The organism is Paenibacillus vini (assembly GCF_018403325.1).
GTDB lineage: Bacteria > Bacillota > Bacilli > Paenibacillales > Paenibacillaceae > Fontibacillus > Fontibacillus vini.
The window spans coordinates 121,555-144,946 of the sequence record NZ_BOSL01000010.1; the positions used below are offsets into that span (position 1 = coordinate 121,555).

Consider the following 23,392-nt stretch of genomic DNA (forward strand, 5'->3'; position numbering starts at 1 on the left):
TTTGTATTCTACCACCACATCCAATATAGCGCGGCAATAATCGCAAGTCCTGCGACAAAAAATCCTCCGGCCATGAATAAGATTGGCATCATATGGCCTTTATCTTTCAAATGCATCCAATACCCGAGCTGGACCAGTACCTGAAGTACTGCCATCACCAGCAGGAGCAGCACCGTAAACGCGATGTTGACGCCGCCGGCGGCCACTGTAGCGAAGGCGATCAAGGTCAGGATGATAGAGAAGACGAAAGCAATGATATGCTTTTGCGGTCCCTCATGACGATGGCGGTGCTTAACCGCGCTTCCGTCGTTCAAATCGTGGTTTGTCATCTTTTACCCTACCACCTTTCCGAGCAGGTAAACCACCGTGAAGATGAATACCCACACGACGTCGATAAAGTGCCAGTACATAGCGGATACGTATACTTTCGGTGCCGTAACCACGGTCAATCCTTTCTTGAACAACTGTCCGATCAAAATCGAAATCCAGAGAATCCCGAACAATACGTGCGCCCCGTGAAACCCGACGAGTGTATAGAACGCCGAGCTGAACGCACTCGTGGTCATTCCATAATCATCGTGAATTATATACTCCGCGAACTCGTATATTTCCAGAGCCAGGAACGCAAGACCTAGCAATACGGTAAGTCCGAGCCAACGAACCAACGATGTCCGGTTGCCCCGATGCATCGCCTGAATTGCAAAGACGCTCGTCAAGCTGCTGACTAGCAGGATGAACGTAGCGGCCGCGGTAATCGGCAGACTGAACAATTCGCTTGCGGAAGGCCCATCGGCCACTTGATTCCGAAGCGTCAGGAAGGTAGCGAACAGGGTTCCGAACAATACCGCCTCGCCCCCAAGAAAGAGCCAGAAGCCAAGCACTTTGTTGCGTCCTTCCAGCGTCGCTTTCTCCGGTTCATGGGGAAGCGCGCTGGAAGCCTGTTGTGCATGAGGTGTCGTCATGCTTTTACCCCCTTGTCGTTCAATTCTTCGGGTTCAACATGCCAGCCGTGATCGTCGAAGAGCGAGCGAAGCAGCATGGAACCGAAAGTAATTGCCAGGCCGATGCCTGTAATAATGTAGTTGCCGAACAGGAAGTTCAGCAAGCTGTTGCCAAAGTCGTCATTCGTGAACATGAAGCCGAGACCGGCGATGAACAATCCAACCGACATGACGAACGGTAAAATCGTCGGGGACGGCATATGAATCGGACCGACCGGTTCAGCAGGCGTCATTTCTTTATTGCCGGCCATCTTTTCTTTCCAGAAAGCATCGATTCCGCGAACAAGCGGAGTCTGCTTGAAGTTATATTCAGGCGGAGGCGAAGGAATCGCCCATTCCAGCGTACGTCCGTCTTTCCACACGTCGCCGTCCACGCCTTTCGGTTGCTTGAACGAAATTGCAATATTGATCAGGAAGACAATAACGCCAACGCCCATCAGGAACGCCCCGATTGTACTGATCAAGTTCATCAGGTCAAAGCCCTGATTCGGCAAATACGTAAATACGCGGCGTTGCATCCCGATAAGACCAAGGAAATGCTGGATGAAGAACGTCAAATGGAAACCGATGATGAACGTCCAGAATTCCAATTTGCCGAGTCCTTCATTCAATACGCGCCCGAACATTTTCGGCCACCAATAATGCAACCCGGCGAACAAGCCGAGTACCAGACCACCAACGATAACATAGTGGAAATGCGCTACTACGAAATACGTATCATGGTATTGATAATCCGCCGGCGCCGAGGCGAGCATCACCCCGGTTACCCCGCCCATTACGAAAGTCGGGATAAATCCGGCAGCAAACAAATTAGCCGTATTGAAAGTAATTTGTCCGCCCCACATTGTAAACAGCCAGTTGAAGATCTTGATCCCTGTCGGAACCGCGATCAGCATCGTCGCGATGGAGAACAGGGCGTTCGCCACCGGTCCCATACCTGTCGTGAACATGTGATGCGCCCAAACCATGAAGCCCAGGAAGGCGATCAGGATCGTAGCGAATACCATCGAGCTGTATCCGAACAGGCGCTTGCGCGAGAAGGTACTGACTACCTCGGAGATAATCCCGAACGCTGGCAGAATCAGTATGTAAACCTCAGGGTGACCGAAAATCCAGAAAATATGCTGCCACAATACCGGGTTCCCGCCCTGGGCAACATCGAAGAAGTTTGCGCCAAGGATCCGGTCGAAGGTCAGCAAGACGAGACCAACTGTGACTGCCGGGAATGCGAACAAAATCATGGCCGAAGTGACAAAAGCGGTCCATGTGAACATCGGCATACGCATAAAGGACATACCCGGTGCACGCATCGTAATAATCGTCGCCAGGAAGTTAATCCCCCCGATCAGCGTACCGAGACCGGCGATTTGCAGACCGATCGTGTAGAAGTCCACCCCGTGAGTCGTACTATACGTCGAGGATGACAGCGGCGTATAAGAAGTCCATCCGGCATCCGGAGCACCGCCCATAACCCAGCTAAGGTTAAGCAGCAGTCCGCCGAACAGAAATGTCCAGAACCCGAGAGAGTTCAAGAAAGGGAACGCTACGTCCCGCGCCCCGATTTGAAGCGGTACTACCGCGTTCATGAGGGCGAAGATAATAGGCATAACCCCTAGGAAAATCATGGTCGTTCCGTGCATCGTAATCAATTCGTTAAATTGCTGGGCTGTTACGAAATCATTCATAGGTTTGGCAAGCTGTACCCGGATCATCAGCGCCTCAATCCCGCCGATGCCGAAGAACAATCCGCCCGCTACCAAATACAGGATAGCGATTTTCTTGTGATCGACCGTTGTAAGCCAATCCATCAAACCCTTGTGCCGCTTGACACTGTGAGCGTGAGCCAAGGTTTGTACCCCCTTTAAGTTCCTATACCATCAATGCCGCCAGAGGCACCAAAGATTAATATGATAATTTGTAATCGGCCAGATATTGGGCAATGGCGTCGATTTCCTCATCCGTAAGACCAAGATCCTCTTTCGGCTGAGGCATTTTGTTGCCTGGCTTCACCTTTTGCGGATCGGTCAGCCATTCAACCATATTATCCTTCACCGGCTTGCCTCCGACCGGTTTCCCGGAACCTTCCTCGTTGAGCAAAATGCTGGCTACGGATTCCCTGCCGCCTATACCCGTAAGGTTTGGTCCGACAGGACCGCCTTGGTCACCTACAGCGTGGCAAGTCAAACATTGATTCTTGAACACTTCGGCAACGGCCGGATCTTCCGGCAGCACCGCAGGCGCCTTCATGGATTCCACCCAAGCTTTAAAGGAATCCTCACTGACCGCCTTCACTTTAAATTCCATGAATGCGTGCGAAGGGCCGCAAAGCTCCGCGCACTTCCCGAGATAGACGCCTTCATTTTTAGCTTCAAGCCAGGCGTTATTGATGGTTCCGTCCGTATTGGTATCGGTTTTACCCGCCAGAGACGGCACCCAGAACGAATGCAGCACGTCGGCTGTTTTCAGTTCAAGCGCGATTTTCTTACCAGTCGGAATAATCAAGTCCTGAGCGGTGGTCACGCCATATTCCGGATAGGAAAATTCCCACCAGAACAAATGGGAAGTAACCTTCACCTTGACCGCATTCTTGTCGTTAGAATAATTTTCTCCATACGCAAACACTTTTTGAACGGTTGCAACGGCCAAAATCAGTACCAGTACGAGCGGAATAGCCGTCCAGATGATTTCCAGCTTAAAATTGCCCTCCACTTGCTTTGGAACATCGGTTTGTCCCGGTTTCCGGCGGAATTTAATCCAAACATAAGCTGCAATCCCGAACACAATGATCATGACCGCCACCATGATCGTGATCGAAAGTTTAATCAAACCCAATTGTCCCTCAGCTACCGTACCCTGTGGTCTGAGCACCGACAAGTCCTCACGGCCGCATGCGGACAACAATAGCGCTAGCCCGACAAACAGAGGTACGAGCCGCTTTACAGCCTTCCACGGTTTCATCATTGATCTACCCCACTTTTCCGTTTTCTTCCGGTTATGTACAGGCATTTGGCATATCCAGTTAAATACTACCTGCCCTATCACGGAAACTGTATTCCTGTCAATTAAAACAATCACCTATTAAATATATGATTGAACCCCTCCTTTGTCAATGATTCAAGGGGAGTTCACAAATTGTTCAAAAAGCCGGAGAGGCGCATCACAAAAGGGTTTGCGAACGTTTTCACCTATGGATTACCCGCCCGCTTGACTCCTGAACCGAATCTGCTCCTTCCGGATTTCAGCGAGATGTACTCTTCATTCATTTTTGACATTTCCTCAAACTTTATTAACAAATTCAAAAAAAAAGAGAGCATCGCTCTCTTTTCAGGACGTAAGGATCACCGGGCCGTCTTCCAGAATTGCCAAAGTATGTTCATAATGCGCTCCCAGACTGCCGTCTGCCGAACGAATCGTCCAGCCGTCATTGTCCCAAAACACCGCTCCGGTTTCGCCAAGCGTAAAAATCGGCTCTATGGTAATGACCATCCCCGGCTGAAGCTTCGCTCCGGTATGCGGCCGCCCGAAGTTGGGCACATCCGGCGGCTCGTGCATCCGCTGACCGATTCCGTGTCCGATGAGCGGTTTAACAATGCCGATGCCCGCTTCCTGCGCAACTCGCTGGACCGCATACCCGATATCGCCGACGCGATTACCCGGCAGCGCCTGCCCGATTCCGGCAAAGAGCGCCTTCTCAGTCGTCTTTAAAAGGTGCTCTGCCTGAGGGCCAACCTCCCCGACCCGGTAAGACCATGCCGAATCGGCGAGCCATCCCTTCTTGTTGACGACCATATCGATCGTAACGATATCTCCCTTTTGCAACTTCTGGTCTCCGGGAAAACCATGACAAACGACTTCGTTAATTGAAGCGCAGGTGGCGTAAGGAAATCCCCGATATCCTTTCTGTTCGGGAGTCGCTCCTTTTCCGGCAAGAAAGGACTCGACGAAGGAATCGATTTCCTCCGTCGTGATGCCCGGAGCGATCAGCTTGGCAATCTCTCTGTGGCATTCGGCCAATATCGAACCCGCTTCGCGAATGCGTGCAATTTCTTCTTTGGACTTTAAATTGATTTTCAAATGCATAAACTCCCTTCGCGGCACTTAGCTGCAGACCTAGAAAAATAAAATCATAATACTCTAATATATGTAGAATTCGGAATCCAATGAAAAAACGCCCCGGCTTCAGCCGGGACGGTAGCTACCCCATTTGATTTCAATGTTTTCCACAATGTATCAAGAGACGGATGAGTCCAGCTTGCCCATCTCCATTTCCACCAGATGAGTCAATTCTTCCTCATAACCTCCGGTAATCCGGTATTTACGGACGTATTCCTTCACGAACTTTTTCGGGTCTTTCGGTTTGAATATCCGGGTCATCTCCCGCAAACTTTCCTTCACCTCATTGTGACCTTTCGTTGCCATACCAAATTCCCTCCCAGAACGATTCTAGTTCAATGCTCCGATCTCGAGAATGCGTAACAAGCAGTAATTCATGAAGTAGCTCGCGGTCGAACCTGTTTAGCTGGCGCATGACACTATACATACCCGAACGAATTGCCGATGAATCATGCACGTTAAGGACAGCGTCTTGCAAATTGTATTCCGGTCTTAACGAATACCATTTGTGGAAAAGACCTCTACCTCCCATATTGTAACATATTCAGCTTGTTGTTACAGCTTTCTTCCAAATACCTATTTCTTTAACGCTTAAAATTTTTGTTATTTGGATTTGTCCGGGCTGGTTAAGATAAGGTTAGATCGAAATAATTTTGCGCCCCCGTCCCATTTAATCCGGGGTTAATCTAACTGCTGTACACTCGATTGGAGGGCATGTGCCAATGAACTCCGCAATCGCAGATAACTCCTTTTTGCCTGCCGATAAAGCCATTTGTAAAAGCTATCCCGGTATACGCAGCTTTCTCGTCGCGCAAGAAGGAACCTTAAGATTTGAAAACTACTACAACGGATATCATTCCTTGACGCTGCATGACCTCAGGTCCGCGACCAAGAGCGTGATATCCTTACTGCTCGGAATCGCCGAAGCGCAGGGTCGTTTGCCGGCCCTCGACCGTCCGGTCTGGGACAGTGTCAAGGAGCATGCACCGCAGCGTCCCGACCCCTCATGGGCGGAACTGACGCTGCGGGAACTGCTGACGATGACAACGGGTCTATACTGGCAAACCGGCCCCCGACTGGGGGAACGGTTTATCCGGCGCTTCCATCAGAGCCGCAGATGGGCCGACTTTATTTTACGGCTTCCGGTAGTACCGGAGCGGCGCGGAACCTTTCAATACTGCAGCGCCGGCTCCCATTTACTCTCGATACTGCTTACGAAATGGACAGGGTTTAGCGCGCTTGAATATGCGAGCCGGTACTTATTCAGCCCCCTGGAAATATCCCATGTTGCCTGGGACAGCAGTCCGGAGGGACATTCCAGCGGACACATCGGGCTTCACATGACGGCGCGCGATATGCTGAAAATCGGCCTTCTCTGCCTGGGAAAAGGAACATGGGAAGGCCGGAGCTTGCTGTCCGCTCATTGGCTGGATGAATCCATGGCACCCCACTGTACCCCATTTAACAATTATGGGCGATACGGGTTTCATTGGTGGAGCGCAGAAAGCGGCGGAACGCACTACAGTTACGCCCATGGTCATGGAGGTCAGCAAATTTATGTAATTCCCGAACTGGAAGCCGTCGTCGTGTTCACCTCGGAGAGCCGGGTCAACCGGTTTAAAAACCCGAAGGGCTTGCTGGAAAAATTCATTTTACCCGCGCTCCAAAAAACGTGAACAGGAGGAATCTCCATTGATCGATAAACCTCCCAAAATCATGATCCTGTACGCAAGCTACGGAGACGGGCATCTGCGCGCCTCCAAAGCGGTAGAGACATGCTTTCACAGCAAAGGGATCAAGGATGTCGTGCTGCTCGATTTGTTGGCAGAAGCGCATCCGATGCTGAACGAGCTAACGAAGTTCATCTATTTAAGCAGCTTCAAGGTACTTCCGGCCGTCTACGGAGCCGCTTATGAAATAACGAAGGATCTTCCGCCCAAGGCTTCCTTTCTGCGGGCGCTGAACTTCTTTGGAACAGGAAAGCTGAAAGAGGCCCTACATCTGCATGAACCCGACCTCGTCATCCATACTTTTCCGCAAATGACATTACCGGGCATGATCAAGAAAACGGGCAGGAGCCTGCCGCTCGTTAATATCATCACCGATTTCGACGTTCATGCCAGATGGCTTCATCCGGAGATAGACCGGTATTATGTAGCAACCGAGGATATGAAAAGAGAAATGATCAACCGCGGAGTATCCGGGGATCGCATACTTGCCAGCGGAATCCCGCTGCGGCCTGATTTTTGCCATCAGCCAGAGGAGACGGCCGAATTCCGTATCAAGCTGAATCCCGACAAAAAAACCGTGCTGCTCATGGCCGGAGCCTACGGTGTCATGCAAGGAAACCGGGATATCTGCAGAACACTTTTGGAAAAAGGCGATTATCAAATTTTGGCGGTCTGCGGACGAAACAGGGAATTGTACAAGGATCTCGAATCCCGGTTCGGGGAATATCCGGACTTTCACTTATTCGGATTTGTGCAAGAAGTTTCTCTCTTGATGCAGGCCAGCGACTGCATTATTACGAAGCCCGGGGGAATCACGCTGTCGGAAGCGCTGGCCTGCCGGCTGCCGATCTTCCTGTATCGGCCCGTTCCCGGCCAGGAGCTTAACAATGCCCGATATCTGCGTAATAAGGGTATCGCCTTCATTGCGGAGGACGCTCCGTCGCTTTGCCAGGGGATCGATACTCTGCTCCTTGACGAAGACCGTCTATCCCTCGTCCGGGCAGAAATGGAAAACCTCCGCAGGCCGGAAGCCGCAGAGGTCATTGTAAACGATATTCTGGAGAAATGGTTCGGGTCAGAGACCCGTAAAGCGCCTGTCGAAATCGGTTCTGCCCGCCCTAGGCTCGTCATACATTGAGACTATGGAAGGTTATCCGTTATTGGAAAGCAGGTGTTTACCGTGTCCCATTTCAAGTCTTCGACAGGCCTGTCCGAGAATTTCGCCGGATTTCTATGTTATTTGTTTGCCTTCGTGGGCGGCATCGCCTTTCTGGCCATAGAACGCAGAAGCCGCTTCGTGCTCTTCCATGCCTTGCAGTCCGTCATTCTGTTTGCCGGATTGATGGTCTTCCATGCCTTGGCCGGCTTTTTGCCGATCATCGGCATCGTGGTAGGCCTGCTCCTTTCCCTGCTGGGTCTGGTGCTCTGGCTGATTCTTATGCTGGCCGCGTTGCAAGGAAAATGGTTGAAGCTCCCCTGGATCGGAGAATTGGCCGAAAAACAGTTAAACCGCATGTAATCCAGGCGTTACTGCACGGCCTATCGATGTTAAGGGCGGCTATTCCTCCGTCACGGGAGCCGGTTTCCGTTGGCCGCCCTTCAATCCGTTAAACAGCAGGTTCATTACAATCGCGGTAAAGCTTCCCGCCACGATGCCGTTATCGACCAAAATGCGAAGCCAGGCCGGCAAAGCATCAAAAATTTGCGGCACGACCGTAACGCCGAGCCCCATACCTACCGAGCAAGCAATGATAAGCAGATTCTCGTGCCGGTTGAGATCCACTTGATCGCCCAGCATCCGGATTCCCGAGGACAGCACCAGACCGAACAACGCGATCATTGCTCCGCCAAGCACGGAAGTAGGCACGAGTTGGGTCAGGGCTGCAATTTTCGGGACAAAGCCGATCAGAATCAGCAAGCCGCCGGCAACAACGATAACGTCCCGGGTTTTGACCTTGCTCATTTGGACGAGTCCTACATTTTGCGAATAAGTCGTATATGGAAATGAATTAAATACGCCGCCGAGCATGATGGCAAGGCCTTCGGCGCGGTAACCGCGCGAAAGGTCTTTCGAGGTGATATCCTTATCCACGATTTTGCCAAGCGCCATAAATACCCCGGTGGACTCCGCCACGCTGACGATGGCGACAAGGATCATCGTTAAGATGGCCGAGGCATGAAACGTCGGAACTCCAAAATAAAACGGCTGGACCATATGGAACCAACTCGCTTCCTTCAGTGGCGTCAGATTGACTTCGCCCATCAGAGCCGCTACCAGCGTCCCCGCTATCAATCCGATCAGAACGGAAATGGATTGCAGGAATCCCTTGGCGAACCGGTTCATCAATATAACGAAGATAAGTACCCCAAAACCGAGCGCCAAATTGGTCGGACTGCCGAAATCCTTCTGGGTAACGTCCCCGCCGCCAAGGTCGGTCAGCGCCACGGGAATCAAGGTGACCCCGATAATCGTAACCACCGAACCGGTAACGACCGGCGGGAAGAAAGCGATCAGCTTGCCGAACAATCCCGAGAACAGGAACACGAACAACCCGGAGGCGATGATCGCCCCGTAGATTGCCGTTACGCCCATCCCCTCTTCTCCTCCGATAGCAATCATCGGTGAGACGGCCTGGAACGCGCAGCCTAGCATAACCGGCAGCCCGATGCCGAAGAAACGGTTACCCCAAACCTGCAATAAGGTCGCTACCCCGCAGGCAAGCAGGTCAATCGAAATCAAGTAAGTCAGTTGCTGATGAGAAAATTCGAGTGCCCCGCCGACAATCAGCGGTACGATGACTGCTCCCGCATACATAGCCAATACATGCTGAATTCCCAGCGAAAACGTTTTGAACGGGTGCCGGTTTCTTTGAAAAATACGCTCGCGTTCCATCTGAATATGGCTCCTCCCCATGATGACTCATGATATCTGTCTGTTTTTAGACTCCTATGTTATATAGCCTTGTTATCGTTATAAGCTTTCATGCACTTCGTCAACAAAAGTAACCGTTCCGTTCTCCAGAGAAGCAATACGAACTAGCGAATCGACGCGGTAGCCCGCTTCTCCCAACAATCGCGCGCCCGGCTGGAACGATTTTTCGATCACAATGCCTATGCCTGCCACGCTCGCCCCTACCTGCTCCGCAATCCGTGCCAAACCGAACGCCGCTTCCCCGTTAGCCAGGAAATCGTCGATGATCAGCACCCGGTCCCCGGGAAGCAAAAACTTCTTCGACACCGTAATTTCATTAGTTTCCCGTTTAGTAAACGAGTACACCTTTTCGACCAGAATATCGTCTTTCAAAGTAAGCGATTTATGCTTTCGGGCGAAGATCATCGGTACCCCAAGCTCCAAAGACGTCATGATTGCCGGGGCAATCCCTGACGATTCAATCGTCAACACTTTAGTTATGCCTTCTCCGGCAAATCTCCGGGCGAACTCACTCCCTACTTCCCTCATCAGTACCGGATCCATTTGATGATTCAGGAAAGAATCCACTTTGAGCACCTGATTCCCGAGCACGATGCCCTCCGTCATCACTTTGTCTCTCAACAATTTCATTTGGCGTTTCCTCCTCGTGTTATTGCTTGATGCTATTGAAAATAATTAGGTTTACAGCATGAAAAGCCCATTTCCCATACCGGAAAATGGACTGACAAAAGGCAAAAAAACAGGCTGCGCCACGCTGTTCAACCCGAGCCGACTAGACAAGCCCGTCGACCGGCAACCGCCACAACCATGAATTTTGCCCGTAGTCCGATCATTCCGGTGATCGGGTAGAGACATGCAGGCCTATTCCTGCACATATACGAGAAAATATATGAAAACAAATGTCGATTTTCATGCAATGTTAGAAGTATAACGCAAACCGGGCCGGGAAATAAAGAGGAAATTTTTTATTCCACTCGGTCTCTTATAGTGCGTATCTGCTTCGTCGTGGAAAGATGACTTTTTGAACAACCTCTTAAATCGGTCTGGACTCTCCTTGGAGGAAATTGCCTAGCAAAGAACGCAGTTCCGTATCCTCCTTGTAGCTCTTCACTCCCGTATCAAGACGCCGAATCCGTATTTTACTGTAATTCGCTCCGGCCTCTACCGGTTTGAACACCAGATTATCCCTGTCTTCCAGACGGAGCTTATACCCCATTTCCTCGAACATTGTCAGAAAGTCCCTTTCGGACGGCACCTGGCCTTCCTTTAAAAAGATCAAACCTCGCAATTCTTTGATTTCATTCGGATGATGTACCTCAAAGTGAACAATGCATTCCATGGTTCAAGCTCTCCCTTCATTCTGATTCTAAACTTAAGCGTTCCCCCGCCGGCGTTGCCTCATCCCGAAGACTGCGCAATAGAAGTGCGTGTTCAAAAAGTAATTCAAGATTCGACGTCGAGTCCGCATCCTGATCTACTTCGTCGTGGAAAGATGATCTTTTGAACAACCTCTAAACGGGTAAAACGCAAGCGGCACGGTGCAAGAGAATAATCTCTGCTCCCCGTGCCGGCGGAAAAACTGCGCCTAACTCCTACTACGGATCATACCGCAGATTGCATGGCGCCACTTATTACAACTTGGTGAATCTTTCGAATACGAAGCTTCAGATTTGCTCAGCGCCGCAATGCGGGCACCATTTCGTCCCCTTGACCAGGGCGGCGGAGCAGATTTGACAATCTGCCGTCGGGATCCCGGTTTCCATCGAGGATGAAACTTGCTCACGCGGCTTTTCTACGTCCTCTTTCCAGGTACGGATACGACGGTCCAGTTCCTCCTGGCGCTCCCGTTCCCGTTCCAGTTCACGCAAACGCCGTTCTTCATGCTCCCGGTCCACAGGAGGCTGCTGCTCCTTAGGTTCTTTATAAATGAGGGTCTCATCCGTCACAGGCCCCTCGTACAAAGAAAGCGGATCGATAGGCGTCTTGGCTTCCTTGACCGGTTCCGGATCTCTTGGATACTCCCTTGAATACTCTTCTGAAGGCTCTTTCGAAGGCTCTTTCGAAGGCTCACGTTCAGGCTCATTCACCCGACTCGCCGTTGAGGGCTTCGGTTTCTCCAGCTTATGGCCGCAGTATTGGCAGAACAGCGCATCCTCTGTAATCGCTTTGCCGCAAGCCCCGCACAAACGTTCATTTTTCAGTTCGGCGATTTTGGCCCGGATTTCATCCCGCTCCTCCGACAGCAGATCGCAGGTTTTGGCGAGCTCTACCATTTCCTTTTCCGCGTTGGACATATCCTTACGGGTATACCCTTCATAGAAAGCCTCGCCCATCCTTTGAAAATAAAGCCCCATCTCTCGTTCGATATTCGAAATTTGTGTGTTCAGACGCCCGATTTCCACGGCATTTTGCGCGCGGTCGGTCACTTTCCCAGCACCGTCTCTAATTCGCTGTAAAAAATTCATGACTGAAGTCCTCCCATTCATCTGCTTCCTCCTAAGTCATCCGCAAGGAAGCTATTTACCCTTTTCAATAGTTTAAACAGTTAGTATAAATATGAATTCTAGAAGTTATCATACCAGATTTACAGCTTCTGTGAAAATCAGTCCTTTGATTCACAAGAATAGGCTCCGTGTAAAAAAGAGTAGAATCGCATCCCATCCAAGAGAGGAGGAATCGGCAAGTGACCATTCCAAGAACCCCATACTATGTATCCGTTACGCACCGGCTCATTCAGGAAGTGCCGAACGATTCTACCGAGTTCGAAGTGCTTCTTGACGAAGAAGAGCTAACCTTGCTAAGGGATAAAATCGCCGGGCTGCATGACGAAGACGAATACACCTTAAAACGCGCACCAGTGCCGTTCAAATCCGCGGACCATGACGAGGCTCCGGAACAGTTCAACCGACAGCTGACCGAACTTTACGTACTCCTTTACCGGACCGGAAGCGAGCGGACCCGCAAGGCCATCATGGACATGGGCGTACTGAACAACCTGTCAAATACGGACTACAATCATCCCGGATACGGCGAAGGCTCGCCCTTGAACAAATAACGTGCATTGCGGTTGGAGCGGAGCGGTATCAAATCGGGAAAGCTGTCTTGGGGAGTTGGATAACTACCCCTAGGCGGCTTTTTTTGCTGTGTTATGGTGCCGTTGCCGGAGGTTTCCCCTCTATTTCTCATCATAGATGAGATGGCGTTAGATTAGACCCAAAAAATCCCCCTAATTATATACACCCCCATTAAAGATTGAATCTTATTTTGAAATCTACAAGCCGATCACGTTACAATAAGAAATAGGTACGACAAAAGAAATGGGAGTAGATCAGACGAGTATGTCAAACGAAGATAACAAGGATGGCCTGCTGAACAAGTTGGATTTACGGGAACTGTACCGGTGGGAGATCGGCGATGACGAGCTGCGCAAGCTGGAAGAATGGAAGAAGCTTCCGATCCTGTATCAGCTTGCACTGGATGAATTAAAGAACAAAATTAAGCTGATTCAGAGCGAGTGGAAAATCCATAACGGGTACAGCCCGATAGAGCACATTAAAACCCGAATCAAGGAGCCAAGAAGCATCCTGGAGAAGTTGGAGCGCAAAGGCTTCGAGTTGAATGTCGACAGTATGGTGAATAAAATCCATGATATCGCGGGTATGCGGATCGTGTTCTCTTTTGCCCAGGATATTTACAGTTTACTGGAGCATCTCCGCCAGCGTGAAGATATCCGGATTCTTGAGATTAAAGATTACATCATGAATCCAAAACCTAACGGTTACCAAAGCCTGCATGTGATCGTCGCTGTTCCGCTTACATTATTCGAAGGGCAGCGCTGGATGAAGGTGGAGATCCAGATGCGTACGCTAGCTATGGATTTTTGGGCCAGCATGGAGCATATCTTATTTTATAAATATGAAAAGCAAGTGCCGCCCCATGTCATCCGGGAGCTCACTGAAGCCGCCAAAGCGGCGGACGCCCTGGACAAAAAAATGCACGGGCTCCGCAAGGAGATTATGGGAGCCGCCGGAGCGCCGCTCCCTCAATAGCAAGAGCCTGCGGCACGATTCTCCGCAGGCACAAGAAAGCCGCGCCATTTCAGCGCGGCTTGTTTTGCTGCGCAGCGGCGAGTTCCGCCGCGCGCTCCATGACCCGGCCGGCGACCAGGGACAAACCCCTGGCCGCTCCGGAAACGCCGGGCAGCAGCGCTGCCCACGGGGCCGAATCGGGCCCCGGCTCGCGGCTGGTGCTGGCGGGTTCCACGGTGCGTGCGCGGCCAGCCTGCGGGACAGCCGGTTCCCCTGCCGCCGCAGGGGAACCAAGCTCCCGCAGGGCCGCCTTCACATCGTGGAACTGCGGCCCGGGCTGGTGCAACCGCCCCTGCCCCGCCATCTCCGCGAGCCATTCCGCGATGTTCGGCCCATCGCCCGCGCCCCCGCGCGATGCTGCCTCCGGCCCTCCCGCCGCCTGGCGGAGGGCCTCTTCGGGATCGGGCAGCGGCTGAAGCGCTGCCCACCGGTCCAGGACGGCCGCCGCCAGCGTCTCCGGCGTCCAGCCGAGCAGCGCCAGCCGCAGGCCGGCGTCGGCCGCCCAGGCGGCGTCGCCATAGACCATGGCGCGCTCGGCATGGCCGCAGCCGGGGGCGCCGCAGGTGCACGCCGCCGGGCCGGCAACGGCCGCCGCTTCCGAGCCGGGTCTCGCTTCTGGCGACCCGGCCTTGCCAACGCCAGCTGCCGTTGCTGCGCCGCCGGCTTGAGTCGCAACGCCAGGCTGGCGCCAAGGCGGCTGCACGGGCAGCAGGGCGTCCAGCACCCCCGCCCCTTCCTCGAGAAGCCCGGCCAGAACAAGCGGGCTGCTCTCCAACTGCCGCAGCAGCTCCCGGCTCTCCAAGCCGCCGGGCGAATATGCCGGAAGTACGACCGTGCAGACCGGCACCTCATCATTCCCTTGAGTAGCAGTGCCGCTCGCTCGTCGCGGACGCTTTCTGTCTTCCGTCATCTCAACAGGAAGTACGATCTGCAGTCCTCCCGGCACGGGCTCCATATGAACGTTCTTTGGAACAGCAAGTGTCCGGCTCATCTCACTTCCTCCTCAATGATGCTCCCCGATTGAAGCGCGATCAGATTACGGAGCTCGTCGTCGGACATTTCCGTCAGCCATTGCTCGCCTGAGCCGACGACCTGTTCCGAAAGCGATCTTTTGCGCTCGATCAACTCATCAATCCGCTCCTCTAACGTTCCCTGGCATATCAGCTTGTGGACCTCCACATTTTTCTGCTGTCCGATCCGGAACACCCGATCCGTCGCCTGATTCTCGACCGCCGGATTCCACCACCGGTCATAGTGGATCACATGATTCGCGCGTGTCAGATTCAGCCCGACTCCGCCAGCCTTAAGCGAAAGTACGAAGATCGGGACTCCCGAGCCTTCCTGAAAAGATCTGACCATTTCGTCGCGCTCCTGCTTTACGACCCCGCCGTGCAGAAAAAACGGAGTTTTACCGTAACGCCGGGCCAACTCTTCCCGAAGCAGCTCGCCCATCTGCACATACTGCGTAAATATGAGCGCCGCTTCGCCATTATCCATAATGATATCCAGCAGCTCCGTCAACCGCTCCATTTTGCCTGACCGTTCCATCCCCGCGGCAGCACCCGATAAAGGTCTTCCGGCTGCCAACCGCGGGTGATTACAAATCTGCTTAAGCCGGGTCAGCGAGGACAATACAAGTCCCTTGCGGGCGATTCCCCCGCTTTCTCCGATTTTGGACATCAGCTCCGCCGTTACCGCCTCGTACATTCCGGCCTGCTGCGCAGTCAGGGAACAGTATGACTTAAGCTCGATTTTCTCCGGCAAATCCTTGCGGATATCCGGATCGCTCTTTAACCGCCGAAGCAGAAACGGAGCTACCAGCCTCCGCAGCCGGCCCAGCTCGGCTGGCTGTCCTTCTCCGGAGGATGTGTATTTGGCACGGAACGAGGCGCTCGTTCCCAGATAGCCGGGATTCAAAAACTGAAAGATCGACCACAGCTCGCTCAACCGGTTCTCTACCGGCGTACCCGTCATGGCGATCCGCTGCGGCGCACTCAGTTTCATTACGCTCTGAGCCTGCTTCGTGCCATAATTTTTAATATACTGCGCCTCATCGAGGACGATGGTTTTCCATTCCAGATTGCGGAGCTCCATACCGTCCCGTCCGGCCAATTGGTAGGTTGTCAGAACCACATCGCTCTCATGGCATTCTCTCATTAGGGGTTCTCCATGCAGCCGATCGCTCCCGTGATGAACATACACCTTCATTTCCGGGGCAAATCGCTCCAGCTCCCGCTGCCAATTCCCAAGGAGCGAGGTGGGGCAAACAATCAAGCAGGTACCCGGTGAAGTTTCCATTCCGTCGAGCAGCTCCGTGATGACCTGGACCGTTTTACCGAGCCCCATATCATCCGCAAGCAGCGCACCAAAACCAAGCTGACGCATCGACGAGAGCCATTGAAAGCCTCTCTCCTGATAAGGGCGGAGCGTTCCGTTCAGCGCTTCGGGCACCTGGCGTGACGAAAATGACCGTACCGTTTCTCCGGACATCAAAACGGCCAGCAGTCCTTCCGCTTCCACCGTCTCCACTTGCAAACCATCGAACCGGTTATCCTGATCGGCTCCGGAAGCCAGATACATTAACTCCCGAAACGTCATGGTCCCGCTCTCTTGACGTTTCATGAATTTCAGCACCTGGCGAATTTCCTTAACGTCAATCTCGATCCACTCTCCGCGGAAAAAGACGAGCGGGGATTTGGAGGCGGCCAGCTCCGCCAGTTCCTCCCGGCTCAGCTCCTCCCCATTCAGCACCGCTCCGGCTTCAAAAGCAATCAACTGTCCGATTCCAAGCCCCGTTTCCGGCTCTTTATCCCCCCGCTCCTTCTCCCAGCCTGACGCCTTGATTTTCACGCCGGCGCTGCGTCTGCCTTCCCGGGTCCACCGGGAAGGCATTTGCACGTTCACGCCATGCTTGCGAAGCAGGGCAACGGAGCGGCTCAGGAAGGAATACATCTCCTCGGGATACAGCTCCAACACTTCGGGCCGGGCCGTTTCCATCGCAGCGGCCAGCTCGTTTGACAAATCCGCCGCCTTTTTCAAACGAAGAAGAAAATTCTGGTGCACATTCCGATACTTCCGTCCGCGGATGTTCATATCCGGAGCCGGATAACTCCAGATTAAACCCGCAGGAAGCAGCACTGAGGGATCCTCTGTTCCTTCTCCCCATAACGACAGCTTCCAACGGAAATCCTGCTCCCGTTCAAATCCGCCGTTATCCAGAATCGGTTCGACTCTCAAGCATAATCTCAGCGAGCCGGCGTCTCCATCTCCCCCATCTTCATCTGCCGCGCTCGGCCGCGCTCCCCCGGCTTCCGCAATCTCCTCTGTCAGATGCTCAATTTCAGCACTGTTTCCTTGAATATCCGGCTGAATTGCAGCACTGAGCAGTCCGTTCCACCACAGCTCGGTAAGCGGAGAATATCCCCTGCGATAATCGGCCCGCGCCGGATTCAGCTTCCGTCCCAGGTCCATGACCGCTTTTCGGACCTCATAATCTATCATCGCTGTCAAAAAGGAATGCAGCAGCGCTAGCTGCCGATCACCGAGTGAGCCGTTTTCCAATAACGCAAGCGGCTGTACTGCGGCCAAAGCCACGGGGGGCATGGAACCCGCCAACTGACGAAAAGTCACCTCGTCATCATCTATCAGGTACGGTCCCCAAACCGCACTTATGGCGGCCTGCGTTCCCCGTCTGCGCCCCAGCACACCCACTCCCGGCTTCGAACCCGGAACGATTTTGCCCCGCAGCAGCAAATCCAGCGCAAACCGGGCCGCCACACTCCAGTACTCCAGTTCTGGACCCGGCTCTATTCCGTTAGCTGCAAAATAGCTCTCATCCCAGTTCAACAACAACTGCCAAGTTTCCTGAACCGGCAAAGCCAGCCCTTCCAGCGTTCTGCCAATCAACCCTTTGCGGTCGCCGGTTGCCGTCATTCTGCGCCCCGAGGAGACCGGGTACCGAATTTCCGCAAGTCTTAGCGCGGCATGCTGAAAAGGGCGTACTCCGGTTGTCGGCTCCAGCGGTCTGACCGCCGCCGTCCACGCATCGACTTTGGTTTCTGATATTTCACCGGAGAAACAAAACAATACATCTCCGAGCCAAATTCCATAAAGGCGTTGATTCATGATGATCTCCTGTCATTTCCTGATTCGTGTCCAATGGACTAAAAAAACGCACTAGTTCTATCTTATACGAAACCGTGTCTATATAAAACCGCAGCCGAATCCCTGTTTTCTTTTTCATCGATCCGGAAATCATTTCCTGCGTTTTGGGTATATTCATATAGTAAACGGGAACAACCCTCTTATAACTGCCCGAAGGAGGTTTCTATAATATGTTCAAAACAAAGACCCTTCTGTGGTGGAACTGCCTGTTCTTTCTGGCCGTCATCGCCATGAATATTCTCGCGGAGGCCATCCCGCTGGGCGGGGCTGGTACCGGTGAGCTGTCAAAACGTTATTTCACCCTGCTGACACCTGCCGGTTATGCCTTTATGATCTGGAGCCTCATCTATGTGCTGGTCGGCTGCTCCCTAGTGTATCTCTTTCGCCGTAAAGGCTCCCGGGATCCCTGGATTACTTCCTACTCGTTATGGTTTATTCCGTCCTGTCTGTTAAATATGGGATGGCTTCTGCTCTGGCATTATGAATACCTTGTTCTTTCCTTTATCGCCATGGTGCTGCTGCTCATTTCGCTTGCGGGGTTATACCGGCTCACGCGGACAATCGAACGCCCTACCTTAGGGGAAACCTGGTTCCTAAGGCTCCCGTTCAGCCTATATACGGGCTGGATCGTAACAGCCACTTTGGTCAACCTGCAGGTCATCATTCAACACGCCGGGCTGTTTCCCGGTCTTGCTCCTTCCACATCAGCGATCGCCTTGCTTATCATCGGGGCCATCGCCATTATTCTCATCGGCAGCATGACAAGGGACGGTGTTCTCCCTCTTCCCGTCGCCTGGGGATTTGCGGCTATAGCCGCTAAACACTATGAAGAACGCATCCTATTTTTCACCGCCGGCTTGGCGGCCGCCATCCTCTTGGCGTTTGCCATAGGCCTGCTTTTCATCCGGGCCAGGGATCGTGACTGAAGCTTCTTTGGTTTCATCAGATCAAACAGAGGATCAGATTTACAATTCTACGAAGACAAAGGGGTACAAACCATTACAGGTCTGTACCCCTCTTGTTATTGGGGCTATGGCCCCAGTCTATCTTATTTAGAAGCGATCACTTCGATCTCCACCAAACCGTCTTTAGGCAAGCGTGCTACTTGGACCGCACTGCGGGCAGGGAAGGGCTCGGAAAAAAAGCTTCCGTAAATTTCATTCACTTTGGCAAAGTCATTCATATCTTGCAAGAATACCGTGGTTTTAACGACCTTATCCAATCCGGATCCCGCCGCTTCCAATATAGCACCTACATTGCGCAGCGCCTGAAGCGTCTGTCCTTCAATGCCTTCGGCAAGTTCGCCGGTCTCGGGAATCAAGCCCAGTTGCCCCGATGTAAACACAAAATCGCCGATTTGAACAGCCTGTGAATAGGGTCCGATCGCTCCTGGTGCTGATGTTGTTGAAATGACTTGCTTATTCATTTGCTATCCCTCTTTTGCTAGAATTTCTTATTATTGTAGCTAGGAATGGCTGCCTAAAGCAACCGTATCCGTTTTTATCGGATCGATCTCCCTGGTTCCTTGCTCCTTCATTTCCGAAGTCAGAGGTAAATAAAGGGAAAATGTACTGCCTAAGCCAACCTTGCTCTGCAAACGGATGAACCCTCCGAGCAATCGGGCCAAGTCTCTGCTGATCGGCAATCCGAGACCCGTTCCCCCGTATTTACGGCTGATGGAACCATCCGCTTGACGGAAAGCTTCAAAAATGGTCGTATGCTTATCTTCGGGTATCCCGATCCCGGTGTCGGTTACGGCAAAGACAATCCACTCTCCCTGCATCATGTCGCTTGCACCCGTCTTGCGGATTTCCAGTTTGACTTGTCCCTTCTCGGTGAATTTAAAAGCATTGGACAGCAAATTACGCAAAATTTGCCCGATCCGCTGAGCATCCGAAAGAATGGTGCAGGGGAGGCCTTCCTCAATGCGGATTTCAAACGCCACGTTCTTCCGATCCGCCGCATGTTCGAAGTGCATGTCCAGCATCTGCGCCATCTCAGCGATGACGACATCCTCCTGCACAACCTCCAGTCGGCCCGCTTCCACCTTGGACAGATCCAAAATATCATTGATCAGCTTAAGCAGATCTTGTCCCGACTTATAAATGATCGTCCCGTAATTAGGCGTGTCATCTCCATTCGCAGCCTCGTCCCCGCCTTCGCTTTCGGAGATAATCTGGGCCAGATTGATGATTCCATTCAATGGCGTTCTCAGTTCATGAGACATGTTGGCCAAAAACTCCGACTTATACTGCGAAGCCAGCGCAAGCTGATTCGCCCGTTCTTCCAGTACGATTTTCGCCGTGCGTAGTTCTTCCGTCTGCTTACGCAGTAATTCATTAGCGTACTTGAGTTCCAGCGTTTGCCTCCGTTCAATCTGGAAGTCCCAGAGAATCAGCGCAAATACCACGCTAAGCACCAACGTCAACGGAAAGGTAACCGGCACGATCTCCAGCATGTACTTTTTCATCGGTAGAACGCCGAATACGGCTATGTTAATCGTGTTAAGAATATTAACGATCCCTATCGTAATAGCTCCCTTTACTATAAGCCGATAGTTGCTTCGTCTCATCCAAATACTTAGACCGGCACAAACAACCCCTAGTATCGAAAGGTTGATAAGGCCCGCAATAGCGGCATCATTCACGCCGAAGGTCAATCTTGCCAGCCCGATCCCTACACCGATAACCATAAGCGCCAGCGGTTGCATATAGACGCCCGATGCAATAATCAAAGGTACGACGCGTAGGTCAAAAATTACATCTTTGTTTAATTGAAAACCGAATTTCATGCAAACCCAGCCTGCGAAAATGAATAAAGCCAACGATAAAAAATAATTGATTTTAAAAGAAATTTTGGTGAAAGCATATTTGTATATTACATTTACCAGATAAGCAACCGTGATCAGCAGCCCCAAATTAAGCAGAAACATCTTGCCAAAGCCCATATGCTCACTCCCGTAGGTCATGTAGTTCTTCGCAGCCTATTTCCATATTAACACATGCAGAAAAAAGCAAAATGAGTCAATTGGCATTTTTTCGGAAAATAGTTGATTTTTGCACAAAAAAAAACGCAAATCAGATGCGATTCGCGTCTTTTTTCCAAAATAACGGCCAGGGAAGAAATGCGGTCCCTGCGCCCTCTCGTGCCCAGCGTCGAAATCGGCTTCGGAGTCCGCCGGGTTCGGGACAGAGCTCGGGACTTGCCTCGAACTCAGGCTCAACTTCGACATCCCTGAGCGTATAATAGCGGAGATTGTAGGTGTTGACCGTGTCTCCCTGAACCGTCACCACACTGTCTCCCCGCATCTCGATAATTCTTCCGGTAACTACGCGGGAAATATACATCCGTTTTCGCCTCCATTATAGAGGTAATTCAAGAAGTCGTCTTTTGATACCCGACTTCTTGAACCTGTACTTTATAGGCCAGACTAGATGCGAAGGCTACTCGCGGTTTCGGGCCCAGTCATTGTATTCACGCTCAGCGGCATCCTTCGTGTGCCCGTAACGTTCCTGGAGCTTACCCACCAATTTATCCTTTTCACCGTCAATGACATCCAGATCGTCATCCGTCAACTTGCCCCACTGCTGCTTTGCTTCCCCTTTTATCTGATTCCATTTACCTTTAAATACGTTGTGATCCATCTCGCATCAACTCCTAATCCGTTATAGTCAAGGCTGATTGAGTTTCGGAAACATTCCCGTTTCCGTGTATTTGTAAATACCCTTCCCCGCTTCATTTGAACCGGAGACGGGCTTTCTATACTATTCCAAAATTATCCTCATTACGTAAAAAGACCCCGCGGGCATCACGGGGCCTTTTTTGATTCTTTATTTTTCCGGTAGGCTTCCACAAACAGCTTTGCAAAATGCGGATCCCATTGAGTTCCGCCGCCTTTCTCTAAAATCGCAATCGCCTGCTGCTCATCCAGCCCTTTCCGGTAAGGCCGGTTGGAAGTCATGGCGTCAAAAGCGTCAGCCACCGCAATGATCCGGCCAAACAAAGGGATGTCCTCTCCCTTTAATCCGTCCGGGTATCCGCCTCCGTCATAACGTTCATGGTGCGATCTTACACCAGGCAAGAACGGAGCCATGGCATCCGCCGGCTCGATCTGCTTCAAAATGGCCTCTCCAAGCGCGGGGTGCTGTTTGATCTGCTCCCACTCCTCGTCGGTCAAGCGGCCCTCTTTTAACAGAACCGCATCACGCATTCCAATTTTGCCGATATCGTGCAGCAGCGCTGATTTCCTCAAGTCATGAATTTCCTCTTCCGGAAGCTTGGCAAGCAGGCCAATGCCGACCGCATATTCCGCAACCCTCAACGAATGTCCCGCCGTATAAGGGTCGCGAGCGTCAAGGGCTGCCGCCAAGGTTGCGAAGTAGCTCTCCAGCAGCTGATTGTTGCGCTCGGCCTGTATTTTTATGCCGCGCAGCATATGGTTAAACCCGGAAATGAGCCGTGAGAATTCATCCGAGAATAAATCGTTGGCCCCGCTCCGCAAATGACCGATCTTCACTTCGGCCATCTTTTCGTACAGATGCTGGATCGGCAGCACGATCTCCCGGGTGAGCAGCCTCGAGCCGACAAAGGCAAAACCGAGACCGACAAACAGGATATAAACGGCCCACTGCCAATACGAAGTGTCGCCTAGATTCCAGGCTCCTATCCGGAACTGAACCGCCAAGCTGTAAAGCAAGAGCGGAAAGGCTCCGATGAGAAAAAAGCTCCATCTCAGCTTGCGCTTAATCGAGATCAGCACTCTTCCTCCAAGCGTTAATTCTTTGCCAAACAGCCGCAGCGACCATGCTCCCAGTTCGAGAAGAACAGGTCGTATGACATACGAAGTTAAATAAAACTCGATCAATGCATGCATTCCGGCGATAAGCACCACACTCATTGAGGCAAGCAGGACATAAAAATACGGAATGGCTAATTTTCCGGTATAGATGAGCCATATCGTCATAACCGCCGCAGGCAGCATCAATCCAAATAAATGCGGGCCTAGGATCCGCTTAACGGCCAAGGCGGGTAATCTATGCGTTCTTATGTATACGTTTTGCAGGGTGGAAAAGCTGTCGACCTCGGCTGTAAAGCAATTTATGATCGGACGGACCTGCAAAGAAAAAACAACCCACTCCAGCATAATCATGATAGAGAGCGATATGACGAGCACGCCGGCCAACAAAAAATATTGTTCCCTGGGTATATTCAGCGGAGTGAAGAGCATCAGGCTTCCGACCGCGATCAACGCTAGCAGCGTGCCCGCTGCATAATTCAGCTTCAAGCGTGAAATAAATGTCTTGTACACCGTCAAGGGAATAGTCCTTCCTTCCGTTAAACCGCTTCTTACATCATTATCGGCAG

General features: G+C 52.0%; 23 protein-coding genes and 1 riboswitch. Of the genes, 6 read left to right on the forward strand and 17 right to left on the reverse strand.

Annotated elements, in window-relative coordinates; all coding sequences use genetic code 11:
- Positions 1-8: 8 nt before the first annotated feature.
- The 6 genes from KJS57_RS16025 to KJS57_RS16050 form a co-directional block, all read right to left on the reverse strand.
- Positions 9-329: a cytochrome C oxidase subunit IV family protein gene (locus KJS57_RS16025; RefSeq protein WP_213655562.1), complete on the reverse strand. Its 321-nt coding sequence runs from the start codon at positions 327-329 to the stop codon at positions 9-11.
- A gap of 3 nt (positions 330-332) precedes the next feature.
- Positions 333-962: a cytochrome (ubi)quinol oxidase subunit III gene (locus tag KJS57_RS16030; RefSeq protein WP_213655563.1), complete on the reverse strand. Its 630-nt coding sequence runs from the start codon at positions 960-962 to the stop codon at positions 333-335.
- Positions 959-2,809, reverse strand: a complete 1,851-nt coding sequence (gene ctaD, locus KJS57_RS16035) for a cytochrome c oxidase subunit I (protein ID WP_211023926.1) — start codon at positions 2,807-2,809, stop codon at positions 959-961. Before ctaD ends, KJS57_RS16030 begins: the two co-directional genes overlap by 4 nt.
- A gap of 94 nt (positions 2,810-2,903) precedes the next feature.
- The gene (gene coxB, locus KJS57_RS16040) at positions 2,904-3,962 is read right to left on the reverse strand and encodes a cytochrome c oxidase subunit II (protein WP_211023801.1); all 1,059 of its coding nucleotides are present in this window, start codon (positions 3,960-3,962) and stop codon (positions 2,904-2,906) included.
- Positions 3,963-4,325: 363 nt separating this feature from the next.
- Positions 4,326-5,081: a type I methionyl aminopeptidase gene (map, locus tag KJS57_RS16045; protein WP_213655564.1), complete on the reverse strand. Its 756-nt coding sequence runs from the start codon at positions 5,079-5,081 to the stop codon at positions 4,326-4,328.
- Between the two features lie 150 nt (positions 5,082-5,231).
- The gene (locus KJS57_RS16050; RefSeq protein ID WP_114498473.1) at positions 5,232-5,420 is read right to left on the reverse strand and encodes a hypothetical protein; all 189 of its coding nucleotides are present in this window, start codon (positions 5,418-5,420) and stop codon (positions 5,232-5,234) included.
- Between the two features lie 416 nt (positions 5,421-5,836).
- On the opposite strand from KJS57_RS16050, the gene KJS57_RS16055 reads away from it, so the two are divergent.
- From KJS57_RS16055 to KJS57_RS16065, 3 genes are read left to right on the forward strand one after another with little or no spacing between them, the layout of a single operon-like run.
- Positions 5,837-6,790: a serine hydrolase domain-containing protein gene (locus KJS57_RS16055; RefSeq protein WP_213655565.1), complete on the forward strand. Its 954-nt coding sequence runs from the start codon at positions 5,837-5,839 to the stop codon at positions 6,788-6,790.
- A 16-nt stretch (positions 6,791-6,806) separates the two neighbouring features.
- Entirely contained in the window at positions 6,807-7,982 is a 1,176-nt protein-coding gene (locus KJS57_RS16060) for an MGDG synthase family glycosyltransferase (protein WP_244861590.1), read from the forward strand.
- 42 nt (positions 7,983-8,024) lie between these two features.
- Positions 8,025-8,363 (forward strand): DUF4870 domain-containing protein, encoded by a 339-nt coding sequence (locus tag KJS57_RS16065; protein WP_211023808.1) that lies wholly within the window; start codon positions 8,025-8,027, stop codon positions 8,361-8,363.
- A gap of 39 nt (positions 8,364-8,402) precedes the next feature.
- On the opposite strand, the gene KJS57_RS16070 is transcribed toward KJS57_RS16065, so the two are convergent.
- From KJS57_RS16070 to KJS57_RS16085, 4 genes are all read right to left on the reverse strand, one after another.
- Positions 8,403-9,737: a nucleobase:cation symporter-2 family protein gene (locus KJS57_RS16070; protein WP_213655566.1), complete on the reverse strand. Its 1,335-nt coding sequence runs from the start codon at positions 9,735-9,737 to the stop codon at positions 8,403-8,405.
- Between the two features lie 78 nt (positions 9,738-9,815).
- Complete coding sequence (locus tag KJS57_RS16075; RefSeq protein WP_213655567.1) at positions 9,816-10,406, reverse strand: xanthine phosphoribosyltransferase; 591 nt, start codon at positions 10,404-10,406, stop codon at positions 9,816-9,818.
- A gap of 171 nt (positions 10,407-10,577) precedes the next feature.
- A riboswitch (purine riboswitch) is annotated at positions 10,578-10,677 on the reverse strand.
- Positions 10,678-10,809: 132 nt separating this feature from the next.
- A complete protein-coding gene (locus KJS57_RS16080; protein WP_211023814.1) occupies positions 10,810-11,115 on the reverse strand; it encodes a hypothetical protein in 306 nt (101 codons plus the stop codon).
- Positions 11,116-11,440: 325 nt separating this feature from the next.
- The gene (locus KJS57_RS16085) at positions 11,441-12,241 is read right to left on the reverse strand and encodes a zinc-ribbon domain-containing protein (RefSeq protein ID WP_213655568.1); all 801 of its coding nucleotides are present in this window, start codon (positions 12,239-12,241) and stop codon (positions 11,441-11,443) included.
- Positions 12,242-12,459: 218 nt separating this feature from the next.
- Here KJS57_RS16085 and KJS57_RS16090 point away from each other — a divergent pair, with 218 nt between their 5' ends.
- Together KJS57_RS16090 and KJS57_RS16095 are read left to right on the forward strand one after the other, a co-directional pair.
- Positions 12,460-12,831, forward strand: coding sequence for a hypothetical protein (locus tag KJS57_RS16090; protein WP_213655569.1), 372 nt, complete (start codon positions 12,460-12,462; stop codon positions 12,829-12,831).
- Positions 12,832-13,114: 283 nt separating this feature from the next.
- Entirely contained in the window at positions 13,115-13,825 is a 711-nt protein-coding gene (locus KJS57_RS16095; protein WP_244861591.1) for a GTP pyrophosphokinase, read from the forward strand.
- Between the two features lie 49 nt (positions 13,826-13,874).
- Here KJS57_RS16095 and KJS57_RS16100 read toward each other — a convergent pair whose 3' ends face one another.
- Both KJS57_RS16100 and KJS57_RS16105 read right to left on the reverse strand, forming a co-directional pair.
- Positions 13,875-14,855 (reverse strand): hypothetical protein, encoded by a 981-nt coding sequence (locus tag KJS57_RS16100; RefSeq protein ID WP_213655570.1) that lies wholly within the window; start codon positions 14,853-14,855, stop codon positions 13,875-13,877.
- Positions 14,852-17,989 carry a DEAD/DEAH box helicase gene (locus tag KJS57_RS16105; RefSeq protein ID WP_213655571.1) on the reverse strand — a complete coding sequence of 1,046 codons (3,138 nt, stop codon included), beginning with the start codon at positions 17,987-17,989 and terminating at the stop codon, positions 14,852-14,854. The genes KJS57_RS16100 and KJS57_RS16105 overlap by 4 nt, the downstream gene beginning before the upstream one ends.
- Before the next feature lie 209 nt (positions 17,990-18,198).
- Between KJS57_RS16105 and KJS57_RS16110 the strand changes: the two genes are divergently transcribed.
- The gene (locus tag KJS57_RS16110) at positions 18,199-18,954 is read left to right on the forward strand and encodes a TspO/MBR family protein (RefSeq protein WP_211023827.1); all 756 of its coding nucleotides are present in this window, start codon (positions 18,199-18,201) and stop codon (positions 18,952-18,954) included.
- Between the two features lie 122 nt (positions 18,955-19,076).
- Here KJS57_RS16110 and KJS57_RS16115 read toward each other — a convergent pair whose 3' ends face one another.
- The 5 genes from KJS57_RS16115 to KJS57_RS16135 all read right to left on the reverse strand — a co-directional run bounded on the left by KJS57_RS16115 (position 19,077) and on the right by KJS57_RS16135 (position 23,336).
- A complete protein-coding gene (locus tag KJS57_RS16115) occupies positions 19,077-19,454 on the reverse strand; it encodes a RidA family protein (RefSeq protein ID WP_213655572.1) in 378 nt (125 codons plus the stop codon).
- Between the two features lie 39 nt (positions 19,455-19,493).
- Positions 19,494-20,975, reverse strand: a complete 1,482-nt coding sequence (locus KJS57_RS16120; RefSeq protein WP_213655573.1) for an ATP-binding protein — start codon at positions 20,973-20,975, stop codon at positions 19,494-19,496.
- A gap of 130 nt (positions 20,976-21,105) precedes the next feature.
- Positions 21,106-21,375: a hypothetical protein gene (locus KJS57_RS16125; protein WP_211023831.1), complete on the reverse strand. Its 270-nt coding sequence runs from the start codon at positions 21,373-21,375 to the stop codon at positions 21,106-21,108.
- Between the two features lie 96 nt (positions 21,376-21,471).
- Positions 21,472-21,672, reverse strand: coding sequence for a CsbD family protein (locus tag KJS57_RS16130; RefSeq protein WP_211023833.1), 201 nt, complete (start codon positions 21,670-21,672; stop codon positions 21,472-21,474).
- A 164-nt stretch (positions 21,673-21,836) separates the two neighbouring features.
- Positions 21,837-23,336 carry an HD-GYP domain-containing protein gene (locus KJS57_RS16135; RefSeq protein ID WP_306434242.1) on the reverse strand — a complete coding sequence of 500 codons (1,500 nt, stop codon included), beginning with the start codon at positions 23,334-23,336 and terminating at the stop codon, positions 21,837-21,839.
- Positions 23,337-23,392 lie beyond the last annotated feature (56 nt).